The following is a 17,356-nucleotide window of genomic DNA, read 5'->3' as shown; positions in this document are numbered from 1 at the left end:
ACAACCCATAATTGGACGTTGCCGGTCCTCAACCCGCCCGGCATAACTTCTGCCAATTCGGCGGGGGCGGCAATGGATATCAATCGATTGAGCGACAGCGACAGAGCACGCGGCGCGATTGCGTTTCGCCTCGTTGTCACCGCGCTCATCCTTTCGCCAAGTCTGTTCGCGCTGCTGACATTTCCGCCGCCCGATAAACCAAGCGTCATGTTCGGACTGGCGATACCGGTCACCGTAGCCGAACTGGCGATCGTATTTCTGGCGATGGCTGCTGGGTATTCAGCAACCGCAGCCTGGCCCCGTCTGGCCTTCACCACGCGACTGGGCGCCGCGGTCTGGCTGGTATCGGGACTGGTGGTTGCCACTGTCGTTGCAGAACAGCCCGTTCTGGCGCTCTGCCTGTTCCTCATATCGGTGCTTCACGCCATGCTTGCACTCGGCCTGTCGGATCGGCTGAACTCTATCTGGCAAGGCAGGGGCGATTGTCTGCTGATGGCCGCCGCTGTCGGGGCAGCTCTCTATTGCGTTACAGCTTACGGCCTCCTCCTGTCGGTTCGTCACGATCCGGATTATGACTGGATCACCATCGGCGCGGGGGTTTCCAATGTTCGGCAACTGGCATTCTACGGCCTCACCGCTGCCTGTGGAGGTCTGGCATTCGCGATCCACCTGCCAGACACGCGCGCACGCGCTACGACATCTGCAATCTTCGCGGCAGTCGCGATTATCGGGATAGCGATGGTGTTCTGGTGCGGTAGCCGTGCGGGCACAATCGGGCTGCTGCTGTCTATCGTACTGCTGGTGCTCGTAACATCCTCTGGCCGTCGTTTGCGATCCATGGCCATCGCATCGGGGGCGGTGGCCGGAGGAGCGCTGCTTTCCATGATCTGGGTTCCACCGCACCCACAGTGGGGCATCATGCGAATCTTCGGGCGCATGGCCGATATCGATCAGGGCCTAGAACACTATTCGTCCAGCAGGTGGACAATCTGGCAAGACACACTCAGCCATATTCTGGACAAGCCGCTGTTCGGTCATGGAATGGGAATGTTCAAAGCGGACATTGGCGATCTGGCTGGTGGCATTGCCCAACCGCATAATTTCGTACTGCAGTTTCTGTATCAATGGGGAATAGTTGGGACGGGTGCCGTACTCCTGATGATCTGGCCCGCGATACGGCGGATGGTCCCGTCAATCGCCAGTCGCCGCACTGAAGCCATCGCGGCTCTTTCCCTAATCGTCGGGCAGGTTGGCATGGCCATGATGGATGGTAACCTGTTTTACACCTACCCCACCAGCATAGTCGTGCTGGCGCTCGTGGTGCTTGCCGCCGATCGGGCGCCACAGCAGTCCGAAGCAAATTCCGCTGTCATTGCAAACCACACCCAATCAGCCTGACGCACAATCGGTTCGTTCCGTATGGTGAAAATAAGCTAAACCATTCTTCGCAGGTCACCATTAGCCTTCGGCGCCGAATATGTGCGCGACGCAAGGGGGCAGATGGAGATTGAAGTATGGCTTACCCCTATAACAGCACCGTGGCAGAGGCGATCAAGCGCGCCGGTTTACCCAAATCGCACCGCGTGCACTGGTCCGACAACCGCAAAGCCGATGTCGTGCGCGCCGTTCGCGAAGAGGTTATCAGCTTCGATGAAGCTAGCGAACGTTACTTGCTAAGCCGCACCGAATTTCGCGAATGGGAAGAACGGTTTGGCGAAGCAGCCAAAGCGACGGAAACCCGCGAAACGGCAGACGCCTGATCCGCGCGCGCTATCCGGCTTAGTATGTCGGGGCGTGAAAATCGGGTGGCTTATTCGCGACCCACTGTACGAATTTCATCAGCGCCGGGTTATCGAGCAGGCTTGCCCGATCATCCCCCATCCGGGCGAGCTGGGCGTTGGTGAAATTCGCATGGATGGCCTGATGGCAAATCGGGTGAAGGGGGAATGTCACCCGTCCTTTCTTCGCCTTGGGCACAGGATGATGCCATTCGATATGGGTGCCCAACGGTCTTTCACATAACCAGCACGCCGAGGGAGGCGGTGCGTCGGTCAACCGCCCTTCTCCCGCTGTGCCGCTTTCTTCTTCTTCATCGCATCATGGAACCGGTCGGCCCAACCGGGTTTGACGAGCTGTTCCGCACGGACGAGACGCAACTCACCATCGCCAACATCGCGGGTGACCGCACTGCCTGCCGCAACGATGGCATCGGCGCCGATCCGAACGGGTGCGACCAATGCTGAGTTGCTGCCGATGAATGCACGCGGACCGATCACAGTCTTGTGCTTGAAATACCCGTCATAGTTGCAGGTGATCGTGCCAGCACCGATATTGGCACCCGGCCCCACTTCGGCGTCACCCAGATATGTCAGGTGGTTGGCCTTCGCCCCTTCGCCCAGAACGGCCTTCTTCATTTCGACGAAGTTGCCAACCTTGGCGCCCTTCTCCATCACCGCACCGGGACGCAGACGCGCGTACGGGCCCACTTCGCACCCTTCGCCAACCGTCGCGCCTTCCAGATGGCTGAATGCCCGGATTCGAGCGCCATCTGCAACGGTAACCCCGGGCGCGAACACAACGTTTTGTTCCACCGTCACATCGCGGCCCAGTTCAGTATCCCAACTGAAAAACACGGTTTCCGGCGCGCGTAGCGATGCGCCGTTATCCATCGCTTCGGTTCGTTTGAAATCCTGCCATTGCGCCTCCGCAGCGGCGAGTTCGGCGCGGCTGTTGATGCCGCGCACTTCCGCTTCGTCGGTTTCGACATATGCGCTCTTGCGACCATCGGCAGCGGCGGTCATCACGACATCGGGCAGATAGTATTCACCTGCTGCGTTGTCGTTGCCGATACGGGACAGCAGCGACCAAAGGTCTTCGGCGCGGACTGCCATCATGCCGGAATTGCACAAGTCGCAGGCGCGCTCTTCCGCTGACGCATCTTTGAATTCCACCATTCTGGCTACAGTGCCGCCCTCGCCCGCAATGACCCGGCCATAGGCACCCGGATCGGTCGCACGGAACGCAAGCACGACGCTGGCAGGGGCATCCTCTGCGTGGAGCCGTTCAAGCATCGTACGCATCGTCGCAGGGCGAACGAACGGCACGTCGCCATACAGCATGATGACATCGCCAGAGAACCCTGACAACGCAGCCTGCGCCTGCTGCACCGCATGGCCCGTGCCAAGCTGAGGTTCCTGCAAGGCGGTAGTCGCACGGCCTGCAACGGCCGCTTCGATCTGTTCGCGACCGTGGCCGACAATCACCACTGTCTTGCTCGGCCCCAGTTCATCGACCGATGCCATCAGGTGATGCAGCATGGACCGCCCGGCAATGGGATGCAGCACTTTGTGCAGATCGCTTTTCATGCGGGTGCCCTTGCCGGCGGCGAGGATTACGGCAGCGAATTCGGTCATGATCTCTCCAGTTGCACCGGCGCTTTGCCACCAAATTCTTGCGGTTGAAAGAACACTCGCCTACCCGAACGGGCACATGGCCGATTTTCCGTTCGATATCGTCGCCTTCGACCTCGATGGCACCCTGCTGGAAACCCACCGCGATCTCGGTACTGCGGTCAACCATGCTTTGACGCTGGGCGGCTTTGTCACGGTGCCCATCGGCACCGCATCCGATCTCATCGGCGGTGGAGCAAAAATCATGCTTGCTCGCGCGATAGACGCGCAGGGCGGCATAGAAGAAGACCGGTTTCGCCAACTCTATAAGGCGATGCTTGCCTATTACGGCGAACACTACGCCGATCACACGCAGCCCTATCCCGGCGCAATCGAAGCGCTCGACGTGCTTGCCGCCAAAGGGGTGCGCCTTGCCGTGGTGACCAACAAGTTCGAAAGCTTCGCCAGGGGCATTCTCGGTGCGCTCGATCTGAGCGGCCGGTTCGATTGCGTGATCGGTGGCGATACGCTTGGCAAAGGTAAATCGAAGCCCGCCCCCGATCCGCTGTGGGCCGCACAGGAACAATGCGGCGGCGGGCGGATGGCATTTGTAGGCGACAGCTCCTACGACACCGGAGCGGCCCGCGCGGCAGATGTGCCGGTAATCGCGGCCGCCTATGGCTATTGCGACAAACCGGCGCACGAACTCGATGCGGACGCCGTGATCGATTCGTTCGCAGGCTTAATTCCCGCGCTTGAAACGCTCTGACGCTACGGCATGGCGAATGGCCGCCGCGCCGGTTGCAACCGCGCGCGGAAAGTGCCACTCCCGCGCCACGTTTCCCTTTACGTAAAGCAAATTGGAGAGCCGCATGAGCATTTCGTTCAAAGACAAAGTCGCAATCGTCACGGGTGCAGGCGGCGGTCTGGGCCGCGAATACGCCCTCGAACTCGCACGGCGCGGTGCCAGAGTTGTCGTCAATGATCTTGGCGGCTCACGCGATGGCACCGGCCATTCCGACATGGCGCTGCAAGTCGTCGAAGAAATCGAGAAGGCAGGCGGCGAAGCAGTCAGCAATGGCGCCAGCGTGACCGAATACGACCAGATGGAAAAGATGGTTGCCGACGCCAAGCAGAAGTGGGGCGGTGTTCACATCCTGATCAACAACGCGGGTGTTCTGCGCGACAAGACTTTCGCCAAGATGGAACCGGAAGATTTTGAATTCGTGGTCAAAGTTCACCTGCTCGGCTCGGCTTATGCCAGCAAGGCATGTTGGGAAACAATGCGCGAACAGTCCTACGGTCGTATCCTGATGACGGCATCGTCCACCGGTCTGTTCGGAAACTTCGGTCAGGCGAACTATGGCGCGGCCAAGCTTGGCCTTGTCGGTCTGGCCAAGACTCTTCAGCTTGAAGGTGCGAAGTACAACATCAAGGTCAATTCGCTGGCCCCGGTCGCCGGTACACGCATGACCGAAGACCTCTTCCCCGAAGAAGCATTCAAGCTGTTCGATCCGGTGAACGTGGTCCCTGCCGCGCTCTATCTCGTCAGTGAAGATGCACCCAGCAACGCTATCGTCGGTGCAGGTGCGGGTGGCTATCACTCAGCATGGGTGGAAATGAACGAAGCTGTCTGGCTGCCTGAAGGGGAGCGCACGGTGGAAGGTTTCGCCGCAAACTGGGCGAAGATCAGCGAAGAAAGCAACCTCCACGCGCCGCAATCGGGCGCGGAACAGTCAGGCGCGATCCTGCAGGCGATGCAGAAAGTCACCGGCACCGGTCCTTCCGGCACGCGCGGCTGATCCCTGAACAATCAGCCTTCAATCCCTGTCATGAATAGAGAGAGGGACACGTCGGTCTATACGACAGAGTGTCCCTCTCAATTCAATTCCAACCGCCAACCATGACTCACCGCGATGGAGCCGTCACCCCGTATCTGCGATCGGGAGACCAGCGCATGGGGTGACCAGCGTGCGATCAATCATCCACCGCCTTCACCAGTCGCCGCTCCATCGGGGCGAGTACGCCGCTGAGTTCGTGGCCACGCTTGAGCACTTGTCCGTGTTCTCCGAACAGGGTCCACATGCCTTGCCGATTACGCAACGCCGGGCGTTTTTCGATCCGGGCCTGCGGCCGTTCAGCGGTGCGCCGGAATGCTGCAAAGGTGGCGCAATCCTTCGTGAAATCCATCGCATAGTCGCGCCATTCGCCAGCGGCGACCATGCGGCCATACAGATCGAGGATCTTCTGTAGTTCCTCGCGCGCAAAACCGATCTGATCGGGTACACGACCCGGAAACCGAACGACTGTACCTGACTGTGCCCCGCCCGGTCCCGGGTTCATCAGTGACCGGTTCCGCTACGCTTGGGATGAACACCGTCGCTTTGCGCATCGCGTAGCGCGGCAACTTCGGCGCGCAAAGCGGCGAGTTCGGCTTCCAGCTTTTCAATACCGTCGCGATTGGGTTCGCATGGATCGTCGCACGGTGTCCCATAGGGAATAAATTCCCGCAGCCACTGATCTGCCGGCACGAGCGTGGAACGCGCCTTCAGCCCGATCATCGTTGCCCCTTCGGGTACATCGTCCGTCACGACAGCATTCGCACCCACACGAGCACGTTCGCCCACTGTGATAGGGCCGATGATCTGTGCGCCCGATCCGATTATGACATTGTCGCACAATGTCGGGTGGCGTTTGCCCTTCTTACCATTGGTCGGATTGGTTCCGCCAAGCGTGACACACTGGTAGATCGTGACATTATCCCCGATCCGAGCTGTTTCGCCGATGACGGTGAAGCCGTGATCGATAAAGAAATTCCGGCCGATGGTCGCGCCCGGATGAATATCGATCGCAGTCAGAAAGCGACTGAAATGGTTGACCATACGGGCCAGCAGAAACAGCTTCGCGTCATAAAGCCAATGCGCCACTCGATGCAGCCCCAGCGCCCAGACACCGGGATAGAGCAGAATTTCCCACCGCGAATGCGGCGCGGGATCACGCGCGTGGATCGAGTCCAGATAGCTGGTCAGCCTGTCGAACATCGGTGAATCCTCCCACCAAACCGCCGCAATGGCAAGTTGCAGCTATATCAGCCGCGGTTGATCCGCCCCTTGCACCGCCTCCAAAGCGTCGCGCCATACCGACAATGTGGCCGGTACTTTACGTTCGAGGCTCAGGCGGTCGATCGTCGCCACCAGAACCTCAATACCGGCGAAGCTGCGTTCAAGCCGGGGCACGAGATAAGTAGGAGCCCCTTCGCCCAGCGCAAGACCGCGCGCCTCGGCATGGGCCCACAACAGCTCCTCGACCATCATATCGTCCGGCACACCAATCTGCAGGTGGAGCGCGGCCCCCATCCGACTTCGTAAATCCGGCAGAGCGATCTCCCATGGATCGCTGTCGCTCACCAGCAGCAATGGTGTGCCGCTTTCCTGCGCACGGTTCCAGCGATGGAATACCTCGGTTTCATCGCACGTATCGACACCATCGATCACATCGCCGCCCTGTCCCGCGAACCAGCGCGCCAGCAAGCTCTTGCCCGAACGCGGCGGACCAACGAGCACGGCGGTGCGGAATGGCCAGTCTTGCGGGTGGGTCAGCGCATCGGCCACGGCGCGATTGGCATTGCCAATCACGATGCGGACCGGATCATCGGCCCGCCGCACCGACAGCGGCAGGGCGATCTGGCTCATCAGCGACTGATCGCGAGCGCATTGCCGCCCTGGCGGACAGTGAACCCGCGCGCCTTCAGCGCAGCAGCCAGTTCGGACAGGCTGCCACCATAACTGACGCTCATCACCGATGTCCCGCCGATTGCAAGGCTGGAGGTGGCCGCACCGCGCACACCCGGCGTTGCCCGAACGGCAGCGATGGTTGCATCGACAGCACCGGCATTGGGCGTAGCGAACTGGACCACGAAGCTGGACACGATCGCTGGCGTTTGCACCGGCAACGTTTCTCCTCCGGTCGGCTCGCCCGCCTGCGCTGCCTGAGCCGCAGCGGCCTCTGCCGCGGCGCGGGCACGCGCCTGTGCCTCCGCATTGCGCCCCAGATTGATGAGCTGCTGCACCGCCGGATCGAGCTGAGGCGTTCCGAGGTTCAGAGTCGGATCGGGTTTGATCTGCCCGTCAGCCAGCGCCTTCTCGTATATCGTGTTGAACCGTCGCACCGCCTTGTTGAGCATCGCCTGCAGTTCTGCCGGGTTCCTGGCCGACATCGTAAAGCTATCGAGATACGTATTGTCCGGGCCATAGCGCGCGGTGAAGGTGCCATCGACCGGCCCGCCCGGCCAGCGATAGCGTAAATCCGCGACCGCCATCAGCACGTCGCTCGCGCCGAACTGATCGAGGATATTGCGCCACCATGTCCGGCTGCGTCGTGTCGTCTGACCGAATGTGACCAGCAGCGAATCGCCATTGGCGCCCGATGGGCGCACATAATCCACCCGACTGCCACCCGGCTGATATTCGGCCCATGCTCGCTGCCACGGGTTACGCACCTCGTACACCGTTTCGGTGCCTGCACTGATAGTGACGGGAATCAACAGCATCGGCGCCGAACGCGCCGCCTGCCCGCCCCGGCCCAGAATCGCACCGGCGCGCGCGCGGTCGAAACTGACACCCAGCGTGGCGATATAGCGTTTCGGCCCCAGTTCTTCCCGCTCGATCACGACGGCAGAGACGAGCGATTCGAGCTGCCCTTGCGAAATCGCCGGGCCTTTCAGTTTCTTCCACGCATCCTGAATCGCCTGTTTCCAACCCTTTTCACGGGCGGCGTAGGCGTTGTCGGCCGTCACATCGACTTCGATGCCACCCACGTCGATGTCGGTGGAAGAGGCGATAGCGGCGATGCCCCGATCACCCGAAACCTGCGCGATCAGCGCCCGTCCGGCGAGAATCGCCAATGCCAGCGCGACAATCGCGAAAATGGCCGTCAGGGCCGTGTGGCGCGTCATGCGCGGAAGGGTCATTTGTATGGCCATGCGGAAAAGTTGGGGCCTTTTGCCTAAACGGGCATGGAAATCCAAGCGCGAATGCGTAAGGCGGTTGCTATGTCCACTGATGGTTCGCCCCCCAAGTCCTATACTTACGAATCCGCTGGCGTCTCGATTGACGCTGGTAACGCGCTGGTCAAGGCGATCGGTCCGCTGGTGAAAGCCACCGCGCGGCCTGGTGCCACCAGCGAACTGGGCGGATTCGGCGGTTTCTTCGATCCCAAGGCCGCCGGATACACCGATCCGCTGCTTGTCGCGGCGAATGACGGGGTCGGCACCAAGCTGAAACTAGCCATCGATTACGACCGGCATGATTCGGTTGGCATCGATCTGGTCGCGATGTGCGTGAACGATCTGATCGTGCAGGGCGCGGAACCGCTATTCTTCCTCGACTATTTCGCGACGGGTAAGCTGGAAACCGGCATTGCCGAACGCGTTGTGGCCGGGATTGCCGAAGGTTGCCGCATTGCCGGATGCGCGCTGATCGGTGGCGAAACAGCCGAAATGCCGGGTATGTACGCTGCGGGGGATTATGACCTTGCCGGTTTCTGCGTTGGTGCAGTGGAGCGTGGGGAACAATTGACCGGAGAGAAAGTGGCCCCCGGCCATATCCTGCTTGGTCTTGCGAGTTCGGGGGTTCACTCCAACGGATATTCACTCGTCCGGCGGTTGGCGGCGGACAAGGGCTGGCGTCTGGACCGGCCTGCCTTGTTCGATCCCGAACGTCTGCTGATCGATGCACTGATCGAACCCACGCGGATTTATGTGAAAAGCTTGCTGCCGACGATTCGCGCCGGAAGAATCGACGCACTGGCCCACATCACCGGTGGCGGTCTGCTGGAAAATATCCCGCGCGTACTGCCCGAAGGGGCGCACGGCGTGATCGATGCCGATGCATGGGAACAGCCTGCGCTGATGGCCTTCCTGCAGGCGCAGGGAAATATCGAACCGGGCGAAATGGCGCGCACGTTCAACTGCGGCATCGGTATGGTGCTTGCCGTGCAGCCTGACGAAGCGGGCAATGTCGCCGCCGCTCTGGAGTCGGAAGGCGAGCAGGTCGCACGAATTGGCGAAGTCGTGGAGGGGCAGCGCGGCTGCTCTGTGCGCGGTTCGGCAGGCACATGGGCTGGCCGGGAAGACTGGGACGCGCAGCATCTGGCATAAGCGGCATCAGGCAAAACGGCGGACGGGCGGGATATCTTCACGCCGGGGCTTGAGCGTTGATGGCATCTGCTGCCAAATGCACAGCGCGCCGACAGTCGCCCCACATCAAGCAGGAAGCTCCACGCGATGAAGAAAGCCCGTGTCGCGGTACTGATATCCGGCAGCGGGACCAATATGGCCGCCCTGCTCTATGCCAGTCGCCTTCCCGGCGCTGCTTACGAAATCATCGCGGTTGGCAGCAACGATCCCGCTGCCAAGGGGCTCGCGCTTGCGGCGGCCGAAGGAATCCCGACATTCGCCATTGCACACAAAGGCATGAAGCGCGCCGATCATGACATGGCGATGGATGCCAGACTACGCGAAAGCGGTGCTGAATATGTCGCGCTGGCCGGATACATGCGAATCCTGACGCCCGAATTCGTGAACCGCTGGGCAGGCCGGATGCTCAACATCCACCCCTCCCTGCTACCCAAATACACCGGTTTGGACACCCACGCCCGCGCCATCGCGGCCGGCGATGCCAAGGGCGGGGTTTCGGTTCATCTGGTGACGGAAGAACTCGATGCGGGCGAAATTCTCGGCCAGATCGAAGTCGCTATCATACCCGGCGATACCGCAGATAGACTGGCGGCGAGAGTGCTGATCGCGGAGCATCAGCTCTATTCTCGCGTGCTAAGCGACTATGTTTCGCGCCCGTTCGATCTGGAATGGCTGGTCGGGCAAGTCCGCGAACGGGCAATGATGATGCCGCAGGCGGAAGAAACGATCAGCCATGGAATGCCCTGTTTCGGCATCGTCAAAGGTAAGAAATTCGCGTGGGTCAGCATGGATCATCACGGTGATGGCAAGACCGCGCTCCTCACCAAGATCAGCGGTGTGGATGAGCAGGCTATGCTGATCGAACGCGATCCTGAACGGTTTTATCGCCCAGCCTATTTCGGAGATGGCTGGATCGGCATCCGGCTCGATCTGGGTGATACGGACTGGGACGATGTCGCTGAATGGATCGCCCGAAGCTGGCGCGCTGTCGCGCCGAAGAAACTGACCGCACTGATGGATGCTGCAGACCAGTTTTAACCACTGAGGGAAGGATACCCGATGGCTGACACAACTCACACACTCCGCGGTCAATGCCAGTGCGGCGGAGTGCAGGTTGAAGTGACATCGATCAAGCAAACCGTGGAGGCCTGCCATTGTTCGATGTGCCGTCGGCTCAATGGCGGCGGTCCGTTATTCTCGCTGGCCGGTGCCAAGCCGGACGATCTGAAGGTGACCGGCGCCGATCACGTATCGATCTATCATTCCTCCGAATGGGCGGAACGGGCATTTTGCGACACTTGCGGTGCAACGCTGTGGTATCACCTTCTGCCCGGCGAGGGGCATTTCAGCCTGTCCGCCGGTCTGTTCGATCTGCCCTCCGGCTATGCTCTGAACGAACAGATTTTCATCGATGAAAAACCCACGTGGTACGATCTGGCTCAGGATACCCCGAAGAAAACCGGCGCGGAGGTCTTTGCCGAAGCGAAAGAGGCCGGTTTCACCTTCGATTGAACCAGCGGTACGCGCTTACCGCCTGATCCAGCTTTTCGCCTCTTCCAGCTCGGCGACCGGGAACACAGCGACCTCTGCCCCCATCAGCGGAGCGAACAACTTGGTTGCGGACGTCATCCAGCCAATATCGGTGACCAGCGCAATACGGGAAAAATCGCCCCAGTGCGCGATGCCGAACCGCGTATCGTCCCACGCTGCATCGGCGGCATAAGTGGCATATTCTTCGCCCAGCACGATCAGGAACTTGAGCTTGTCGTGCTCTTTCAGTTTCGCTTCGACCAGCGGAACCAGAGTGTCGCGATAGTCCTGCGCGGTGATGATCCCGACCGCCTTCAGCGCAACAACATCGCGCGGCAAACCGTCGATCACATCGAATCGGCCAGGATCGTCGTCCACGGCGTTGGCCCATTCTTTGGCTTTCGCCATCTTGTCAGTCGGGAACCGCCGAACCTTGGCGCCCACGAAATGATCGACGAGTGCAGGCACAACACTCAGAATGGGCGAATCGCCAACGATGGCCACTTTTTTCACCACCCGATGATGATCGCGCACAAATTTCAGGTGTTTCTCCAGCGCGGCCAGACTGTCCCAGTGCGGCAGATGGCTGGCATCGATCACCAGATTGGGCACGATATCGGTACGATTGATATGACCGTCGATTGCAGCGCGCAAAGCGTCGAAGTCGGCTGCGCTGAGCGCACCTTCGGGTTTCAATACGGCAACCGCTGGCTGGGACAGGTCGATATCGATCATGATCGTACTCCTCCTACTATTACGCCCCCAAAACCCAGTTCAGCCTACCCCTTCCACTCGCGCCGCTCTTCCGCCTGGCGGAGCACTTCGTAGGCCACCTGAAACGCCTGAAACTGTTGCGCTGCGTCGGCATCGCCGGGCTTCACATCAGGGTGCACTTCCTTAGCCTTGGCACGCCACGCCCTTTTCACCGCATCAAAATCGGCGTCCGCTTCCAGCTCCAGCAATTCCAGCGCCCGCATTTCATCGGCAGTGCGCGATCCATCGCCACTTCCGGCCCAGCCATAGTGCGACGCTTCGGCATAGCCGGCGTTATCGCGTTCCTCATTCGCTGCCCGTTCGGCCGCCTCTTCCTTCGAAAGCCCTTCGAAGTAATCCCATTTCTGGTTGTATTCGGCGGCATGGCGCTGGCAAAAATACCAGCGATCCGGGCTGTTGGGCGATTTGGGCGCCGGGCAATTGCCCGGCTCTTCACATCCGTGCCGGTCGCACAGGCGCACGGTCGTAGCTTCACGCGAAGAGCCATAGCCGCGCCAGCGTGGGAAGCCCCAATCATTCGATCGGCGCGCCTTTACCATCGGAGATCGTTCACTTTCACTAGCCCCACCTAAGCCTTCACTCCCCCCAATGGAAGGTGGAATGGGCAATTTGCTCACGTCATGTTGCAATGCACAATACAGCGCATTACATTGCCAGCGCTATGTTCAGGATGAGCCCGCAAGTCAAAATAGCCGCAGTTGCATCGGCTCTCGCGCTTGCTGCGCTGGCGATTTCTGCGCCTGTGATCGAGCGCGGATCGCAAAACGGCGGGAATTCGCTGTACCCGGCGATGGCTGAATTGCCGACACCGAATCTGCCGACTTTCTCCATTCCGCCGTACTGAGAGCGGCTTGCGCCCCGCCCTTTCCGGGCGAGGCACAACCTTCATTTCATCTATTCGACCACCACCGTCACATCACGGCGGTTCTGTGCCCATGCGCTTTCGTTGGAGCCGAGCGCCACGGGGCGTTCCTTGCCATAGCTGATCGTCGTGATGCGGTTCGCCGCAACGCCCAGCGAAACGAGGTAGTTCTTGGCCGCATTCGCACGACGTTCGCCCAGCGCAAGGTTATATTCGCGCGTACCGCGTTCGTCGGTATTGCCTTCGACGCGAACGTTGATGTTAGGATAACGCATCAAATACTGCGCCTGCGTCTGCAGGGCTGCAGCCGAGGCGCTGTCGATGTTGTAGCGGTCAGTGTCGAAGTAGATCACGTTTTTGCCGTTCACCGCCTCTTCGAAGTGCGCCTGCGTGCCCAGCACCGGGCCAGTCGGCGCGGTCGGCGTTGGGGTAGCCGTCACGTTCGGTTCCGGTTCCGGCGGCAACGATGCCGGCGGCTCTTTCTTACAGGCAGCCAGCAACGCTGTACCCGCCATCAGAGTGGCGATGACAATACGACGATCCATCTTGCGTCTCCTTCTCTATGAAACCTCAGGCAGCGATCGCCGCCCCCTTATCATGGAACAATGCATTTAGGGCAGGATCGGTCCCCATGCCGGGTCCGAAGCGTCCACCGGGGTCGGCAAACGGCGTTCGTTGCGGCCTGTCAGGTCCACCTGCCACAGCGAGCTGCGGCCCGAATTGCGTTCGGTGCGGAAGAACTGAATCACGCGGCCATTGGGGGACCATGTCGGTGCTTCATCTTGCCATCCGCTGGTCAATGTTCGCACACCACCGCCTTGCGTGTTCATCACCGCGACGTTGAAATTACCGGCGATCCGCGTGAACGCGATCAGATCGCCGCGCGGGCTCCATTCCGGGGTGGCGCAGCGTCCGCCGGAAAAGCTGATGCGGCGCTGGTTCGAACCATCGGCATTCATCACATAGCATTGCTGATTGCCGGAACGGTCGCTTTCAAAAACGATCTTGGTTCCATCGGGCGAATAGGAGCCTCCGATATCGATGCCCGGTGCGTTGGTCAGGCGCACGCTCGGCCCGCCTTGCGCCGATACGCGATAGATATCGGTGTTTCCGCCAATCGCCATCGAATAGAGGATCCACTTGCCATCCGGGCTCCAGCGCGGGGCAAAAGTGGGGTTGCTGCTCTGCGTCACCAGATGCTGGCGCCCGGTGCCGATGTCGTAAACGTAAAGCCGCGGGTTGCCATCGACATAGCTGAGATAGAGCAACTGCCGGTAATCGGGCGAATACCGCGGGGTCAGCGCAGTGGCCCGACCGTTGGTAATGAAACGGTGATTGGCACCATCCGAATCCATGATCGCCAGACGTTTGACCCGGTGATCTTTCGGCCCGGTTTCCGCGATATAAGCTATGCGGCTGTCGAAGAACGGGCTTTCGCCAGACAGACGCGAATAGACAAGATCGGAACATTTGTGCGCCGCCCGGCGCCAGTCTGCCGGGGGCACGACCCAGCCACCGCGGGTCAGTTCCTTCTGCAACTGCACGTCGTAGAGGTAACAACCAACAATCAGCTTGCCGTCCCCACGCGCGCGGACATACCCTTCAACCAGCATTTCCGCGCTGCGGTTCGACCATGTCGGCCAGCTGGGCGCGGTGATTTCGGGATAGCTGGGTTGCGGCAAGGAATTCGGCCCAACCGGTTTGAACAGACCGTTGAATTTCAGATCGTTGTACACGACTTGCGCCAGGCTCTTGCCCAATGCCGCGGTGCCGCCACTGCTCGCCTGTGTCGGCACATCGCGATCGGTAGCGAAACCGGGGATCGCGATGCCCAGATCCTGCCACTCACTTTCGTCGGTAACAGTGAACGACAGCCCGCCATCGTCCCGCGCGGTTTCAACCGTCTCTACGGCGCCCCCTTCCGGCGCGGGCGAGGAAAGATCGCGGTCGGAAGGCTTTGGCGTTTCCTGTGCAGCCAGCGGCGCGGTCGCCAGCGCGAGAGTGGCGGTGAACAGCAATAAGATCGGTTTCATCGCGATAGGTTCCTGTCGAATTTGGCGCCGTTGATGGTCTTCCACGCGTTATAGTATTCAGGTGGAAGATCGAACGGCGCGGCCAGTTCCACGGCACGGATTGCCCGTTCCGCGTGAAGCTGGGATTGCGGCTTGTTGGAATCGGTGATGCCCGACTGGCTGACGACGCGCGGCTTGCTCGCCAAAGAGCCATCGGGGTTAAGGCGAAACGATAATACCGTTACCAGCAGATCGGCATCGGCCCCTTGCGGCGCGTTCCAGTGCGGTTTGATCTGGCGGATAATCGCCTGAACGATCGACGCCTTGGCACTGGCGCCGATCTTGCTGGCGGGAATGCGGGTTTCATTCGTGCTGGTGCTCGACCCTGCGCCGGACAGGAAATCCGAACCGATACGGCTGCCGCCCGACTTTTTGGGCGTCTCGGACGGCTTGGCCGGAGCGGGCTTGGCTGCCGGTTTCGCCGGAGCAGGTTTTGTCGCTGCCTTTGGTGTCGGTTTGGGCTTGACCGCGGGTTTGGGCACCGGTTTCGGCTTAGGTGCGCTGGTCGCCACCGGCTTGGGCGGTTGCGGTACGGGCTCGCTCACCGGTGCGGGGATCGGTTCCGGCGCGGGGGCTGGCTCCGGCGACAGCTCGGGAGCGATGGCAGCGCGGCTTTCCGGCACGGGATCGGGGGCAGTCGCTTCCAGCCCAACGTCCGTCGCGAGATTGACCGTCATCCGTTCCGGCTCGGGCGCGGCGGTCCGCTGATCCGGCTGCAACAGCAGCACAGCGGCAAGCACCACATGCAGCCCCAGCGCGATGCCGAGGCCGATGCGTTCCTCACGCCGAAGATGCGCGATTGCCATCATTCGCCCAAAGCTATGGAGCCGTGACTGAACTGTTGGTGACCAGCGAGATCGAATTGAAACCGGCCCGGTTCAATTCGCCCATCACCGCCATCACACGGCCATAGTCCAGGCTCTTGTCAGCGCGCAGCGTAATCAGCGGCGGTTTCCCGCCGTTCTGCGGCAAGGCGGCCAGCGCTTGCGGGAATCCACCCACCGGCACCGGTGAATCGTCGATAAAGATATACCCTTCCTGATCGACGGAGATCGTAATCTGGTCGGGTTCCTGATCGACAGCATTGGCTCGGCTGTCTGGCAGATCGACTGGCACGCCTGCAGTCATCAGCGGGGCCGTGACCATGAAAATGATCAGCAGCACCAGCATCACGTCTACCAGCGGGGTAACGTTGATTTCCGCCATCGGCGTGCGGGCGCGGTTGCCCCCGCGCGCACCGGCGCGATGCAGACCCATTGCCATCAGAGCGTTTCCAGCTGGCGGCTGAGCCCGGCGTGGAACTTGTCTGCGAAACGCTGAAGCTTCGCTTCGAACGCATTCACCGAATGGCTGAAACGGTTGTAGGCGATCACTGCCGGAATGGCGGCAAACAGGCCAATGGCAGTGGCGAACAACGCCTCCGAAATGCCCGGCGCGACCACCGCGAGCGAGGAATTGGCCTGACTGCCGATCTGGAAAAAGCTGTTCATGATCCCCCAGACAGTGCCGAAGAGACCCACGAACGGAGCGACCGAACCAACGGTTGCCAGGAAGTTCAGGCGGTTTGCCAGCTCGTCAGCCTCCGTGGCGACCTGCCCGCCCATTGCACCGGCCAGTCGCTGACGCAGCCCTTCGCGATCTTTCACCCCGCCCTTGGTCGAGCGCCGCCATTCGCCCATCGCCGCGCCCACGACGCGGGCAGCGGGATTATCGCGCGCGCCCTTTTGATTCATCATGTGGTCGAAATCATCGGCTTCCCACACTTCGCGTTCGAACTTCTCGCTTTTGCGGCGGGCGGCCGCGATGCGAAGCGAGAAGCTGACAATGATCGTCCAGGTCCAGATGCTCGCCAGAACCAGTCCGGCAATCACCGCCTTTACGATAATATCGGCGTCCATGAACAGTTGAACCGGGTCCAGCCGGGTGGGCGGTGTCACCGCGCCCAGTGCGAGGAATATGGTGTTGGTCATTGATGTCCTTCAGCAAAACGATCGAATGCCGCGCGCCATTCGGCAGGCTGGCGGCGCGGACGCCCCTCTGGGCTGATAAATCCCACACGCACGGTCTGTTCCGCGACAAGTTGTTCCCCGCGCATCGCGCGCTGCACGATCCGCACGCTGGCCGCCCCCATTTCGGTGCAGCGGCTCTCGATCACGATATCGTCGTCCAGCTTCGCCGGGGCGGCATAGCGGATATGCAGATCGGCCACGGCAAAGGCCCCCTCGCCCGCCTCCACCGCAGCGCGCTGATCGATGCCCAGCATCCGCACCAGATCGCTCCGCGCCCGCTCAAACCAGCGCAAGTAATTGGCATGATAGACAATTCCCGAAAGATCGGTGTCTTCGTAATAAGCGCGCACCGCGAACAGGTGCGTGTCGCCACGAAAAATGCCGCCAGGAGGGGTTGGTAAATCGCTCATCGCGACCAGCGTCTAGCGGAGGGGTGAGTCGCGGGGCAAGCGGCAATAACGACGAATGGAACAGTCCAGACGATGAACCGGGCAAATTGATTAATTCCGCCCGCGCCGCTTCTC

At 60.8% G+C, this 17,356-nt stretch carries 22 protein-coding genes; 8 read left to right on the top strand and 14 right to left on the bottom strand.

What is annotated here, in order from left to right:
• Window positions 1-72 precede the first annotated feature (72 nt).
• Both D6858_RS10080 and D6858_RS10075 read left to right on the top strand, forming a co-directional pair.
• The gene (locus tag D6858_RS10080) at window positions 73-1,398 is read left to right on the top strand and encodes an O-antigen ligase family protein (protein WP_120109802.1); all 1,326 of its coding nucleotides are present in this window, start codon (window positions 73-75) and stop codon (window positions 1,396-1,398) included.
• A 116-nt stretch (window positions 1,399-1,514) separates the two neighbouring features.
• The gene (locus D6858_RS10075) at window positions 1,515-1,760 is read left to right on the top strand and encodes a DUF1153 domain-containing protein (RefSeq protein WP_120109800.1); all 246 of its coding nucleotides are present in this window, start codon (window positions 1,515-1,517) and stop codon (window positions 1,758-1,760) included.
• A 19-nt stretch (window positions 1,761-1,779) separates the two neighbouring features.
• Here the strand turns inward: D6858_RS10075 and D6858_RS16270 are convergent, their stop codons facing one another.
• Together D6858_RS16270 and glmU are read right to left on the bottom strand one after the other, a co-directional pair.
• Window positions 1,780-1,953, bottom strand: coding sequence for a hypothetical protein (locus D6858_RS16270; protein WP_318286438.1), 174 nt, complete (start codon window positions 1,951-1,953; stop codon window positions 1,780-1,782).
• A gap of 98 nt (window positions 1,954-2,051) precedes the next feature.
• Window positions 2,052-3,413, bottom strand: coding sequence for a bifunctional UDP-N-acetylglucosamine diphosphorylase/glucosamine-1-phosphate N-acetyltransferase GlmU (gene glmU / locus D6858_RS10065; protein ID WP_120109796.1), 1,362 nt, complete (start codon window positions 3,411-3,413; stop codon window positions 2,052-2,054).
• Window positions 3,414-3,489: 76 nt separating this feature from the next.
• On the opposite strand from glmU, the gene D6858_RS10060 reads away from it, so the two are divergent.
• Together D6858_RS10060 and D6858_RS10055 are read left to right on the top strand one after the other, a co-directional pair.
• Window positions 3,490-4,158 (top strand): HAD-IA family hydrolase, encoded by a 669-nt coding sequence (locus D6858_RS10060; protein ID WP_120110659.1) that lies wholly within the window; start codon window positions 3,490-3,492, stop codon window positions 4,156-4,158.
• 103 nt (window positions 4,159-4,261) lie between these two features.
• Entirely contained in the window at window positions 4,262-5,191 is a 930-nt protein-coding gene (locus tag D6858_RS10055; protein WP_120109794.1) for an SDR family NAD(P)-dependent oxidoreductase, read from the top strand.
• Between the two features lie 175 nt (window positions 5,192-5,366).
• Here the strand turns inward: D6858_RS10055 and D6858_RS10050 are convergent, their stop codons facing one another.
• From D6858_RS10050 to D6858_RS10035, 4 genes are read right to left on the bottom strand one after another with little or no spacing between them, the layout of a single operon-like run.
• The gene (locus D6858_RS10050; protein ID WP_120109791.1) at window positions 5,367-5,732 is read right to left on the bottom strand and encodes a DUF2794 domain-containing protein; all 366 of its coding nucleotides are present in this window, start codon (window positions 5,730-5,732) and stop codon (window positions 5,367-5,369) included.
• The gene (gene epsC, locus D6858_RS10045; protein WP_120109788.1) at window positions 5,732-6,430 is read right to left on the bottom strand and encodes a serine O-acetyltransferase EpsC; all 699 of its coding nucleotides are present in this window, start codon (window positions 6,428-6,430) and stop codon (window positions 5,732-5,734) included. Before epsC ends, D6858_RS10050 begins: the two co-directional genes overlap by 1 nt.
• A gap of 42 nt (window positions 6,431-6,472) precedes the next feature.
• The gene (locus D6858_RS10040) at window positions 6,473-7,081 is read right to left on the bottom strand and encodes a P-loop NTPase family protein (protein WP_120109786.1); all 609 of its coding nucleotides are present in this window, start codon (window positions 7,079-7,081) and stop codon (window positions 6,473-6,475) included.
• The gene (locus D6858_RS10035; RefSeq protein ID WP_120109784.1) at window positions 7,081-8,358 is read right to left on the bottom strand and encodes a heavy-metal-associated domain-containing protein; all 1,278 of its coding nucleotides are present in this window, start codon (window positions 8,356-8,358) and stop codon (window positions 7,081-7,083) included. Before D6858_RS10035 ends, D6858_RS10040 begins: the two co-directional genes overlap by 1 nt.
• An 81-nt stretch (window positions 8,359-8,439) precedes the next feature.
• On the opposite strand from D6858_RS10035, the gene purM reads away from it, so the two are divergent.
• The 3 genes from purM to D6858_RS10020 all read left to right on the top strand — a co-directional run bounded on the left by purM (window position 8,440) and on the right by D6858_RS10020 (window position 11,097).
• Window positions 8,440-9,546, top strand: coding sequence for a phosphoribosylformylglycinamidine cyclo-ligase (gene purM, locus D6858_RS10030; protein ID WP_120110656.1), 1,107 nt, complete (start codon window positions 8,440-8,442; stop codon window positions 9,544-9,546).
• A gap of 126 nt (window positions 9,547-9,672) precedes the next feature.
• Complete coding sequence (purN, locus tag D6858_RS10025; protein WP_120109781.1) at window positions 9,673-10,623, top strand: phosphoribosylglycinamide formyltransferase; 951 nt, start codon at window positions 9,673-9,675, stop codon at window positions 10,621-10,623.
• A 21-nt stretch (window positions 10,624-10,644) separates the two neighbouring features.
• Window positions 10,645-11,097: a GFA family protein gene (locus D6858_RS10020; protein WP_120109779.1), complete on the top strand. Its 453-nt coding sequence runs from the start codon at window positions 10,645-10,647 to the stop codon at window positions 11,095-11,097.
• A 15-nt stretch (window positions 11,098-11,112) separates the two neighbouring features.
• Here the strand turns inward: D6858_RS10020 and D6858_RS10015 are convergent, their stop codons facing one another.
• The gene (locus tag D6858_RS10015) at window positions 11,113-11,850 is read right to left on the bottom strand and encodes a SpoIIAA family protein (RefSeq protein WP_120109777.1); all 738 of its coding nucleotides are present in this window, start codon (window positions 11,848-11,850) and stop codon (window positions 11,113-11,115) included.
• A gap of 44 nt (window positions 11,851-11,894) precedes the next feature.
• Window positions 11,895-12,428 (bottom strand): J domain-containing protein, encoded by a 534-nt coding sequence (locus tag D6858_RS10010; RefSeq protein ID WP_102154263.1) that lies wholly within the window; start codon window positions 12,426-12,428, stop codon window positions 11,895-11,897.
• A gap of 122 nt (window positions 12,429-12,550) precedes the next feature.
• Here D6858_RS10010 and D6858_RS10005 point away from each other — a divergent pair, with 122 nt between their 5' ends.
• Window positions 12,551-12,733: a hypothetical protein gene (locus D6858_RS10005; RefSeq protein WP_165859683.1), complete on the top strand. Its 183-nt coding sequence runs from the start codon at window positions 12,551-12,553 to the stop codon at window positions 12,731-12,733.
• Between the two features lie 50 nt (window positions 12,734-12,783).
• Here the strand turns inward: D6858_RS10005 and pal are convergent, their stop codons facing one another.
• The 6 genes from pal to D6858_RS09975 all read right to left on the bottom strand — a co-directional run bounded on the left by pal (window position 12,784) and on the right by D6858_RS09975 (window position 17,242).
• A complete protein-coding gene (gene pal, locus D6858_RS10000) occupies window positions 12,784-13,296 on the bottom strand; it encodes a peptidoglycan-associated lipoprotein Pal (RefSeq protein WP_102154265.1) in 513 nt (170 codons plus the stop codon).
• A gap of 66 nt (window positions 13,297-13,362) precedes the next feature.
• Complete coding sequence (gene tolB / locus D6858_RS09995; RefSeq protein WP_120109773.1) at window positions 13,363-14,784, bottom strand: Tol-Pal system beta propeller repeat protein TolB; 1,422 nt, start codon at window positions 14,782-14,784, stop codon at window positions 13,363-13,365.
• A complete protein-coding gene (locus tag D6858_RS09990) occupies window positions 14,781-15,632 on the bottom strand; it encodes an energy transducer TonB (protein ID WP_338067292.1) in 852 nt (283 codons plus the stop codon). Before D6858_RS09990 ends, tolB begins: the two co-directional genes overlap by 4 nt.
• 10 nt (window positions 15,633-15,642) lie before the next feature.
• Window positions 15,643-16,086, bottom strand: coding sequence for an ExbD/TolR family protein (locus tag D6858_RS09985; RefSeq protein WP_120109770.1), 444 nt, complete (start codon window positions 16,084-16,086; stop codon window positions 15,643-15,645).
• Window positions 16,086-16,793 carry a protein TolQ gene (gene tolQ / locus D6858_RS09980; protein WP_120109768.1) on the bottom strand — a complete coding sequence of 236 codons (708 nt, stop codon included), beginning with the start codon at window positions 16,791-16,793 and terminating at the stop codon, window positions 16,086-16,088. The genes D6858_RS09985 and tolQ overlap by 1 nt, the downstream gene beginning before the upstream one ends.
• Window positions 16,790-17,242, bottom strand: coding sequence for a YbgC/FadM family acyl-CoA thioesterase (locus D6858_RS09975; RefSeq protein ID WP_120109765.1), 453 nt, complete (start codon window positions 17,240-17,242; stop codon window positions 16,790-16,792). Before D6858_RS09975 ends, tolQ begins: the two co-directional genes overlap by 4 nt.
• Window positions 17,243-17,356: the final 114 nt, after the last annotated feature.

The sequence above is a fragment of the Tsuneonella suprasediminis genome, from assembly GCF_003605755.1.
GTDB lineage: Bacteria > Pseudomonadota > Alphaproteobacteria > Sphingomonadales > Sphingomonadaceae > Tsuneonella > Tsuneonella suprasediminis.
Note: the sequence above shows the minus strand (reverse complement) of the source record. Positions and strands in the feature narration are given on the sequence as shown.